Here is a 274-nt window from a genome sequence, read left to right on the forward strand (position 1 = left end):
CGCCGCCGCGGCGATCGTTCTGGGTGCCTGGGCGACGCACAGGAGCGTGGCCAGGGTGGAGAACAGCAGGACGATGGACCAGGAGTGGAGTGCGCGGCGCTGGTGCAGGGCGGATCTGAGGATGGACAGGGAGGCGACCATCCAGGGGCCGTAGATCAACAGGGGCCACCAGTTCACGACTTCACGGGCCGTTTGAGGTGCCGCGCTGTGGCGCAGGGCGTCACAGATGGCCAGTCCACTGAGGATGCTCACCACGGTGGCGATGGCGGCGACC

1 pseudogene is annotated in these 274 nt (G+C 68.2%); it reads right to left on the reverse strand.

Annotated elements, in window-relative coordinates:
* A pseudogene (locus ADK55_RS23600) lies at window positions 1-252 on the reverse strand (hypothetical protein); the annotation flags it as partial.
* Between the last annotated feature and the right edge of the window lie 22 nt (window positions 253-274).

Source organism: Streptomyces sp. WM4235 (assembly GCF_001279725.1).
Lineage (GTDB): Bacteria > Actinomycetota > Actinomycetes > Streptomycetales > Streptomycetaceae > Streptomyces.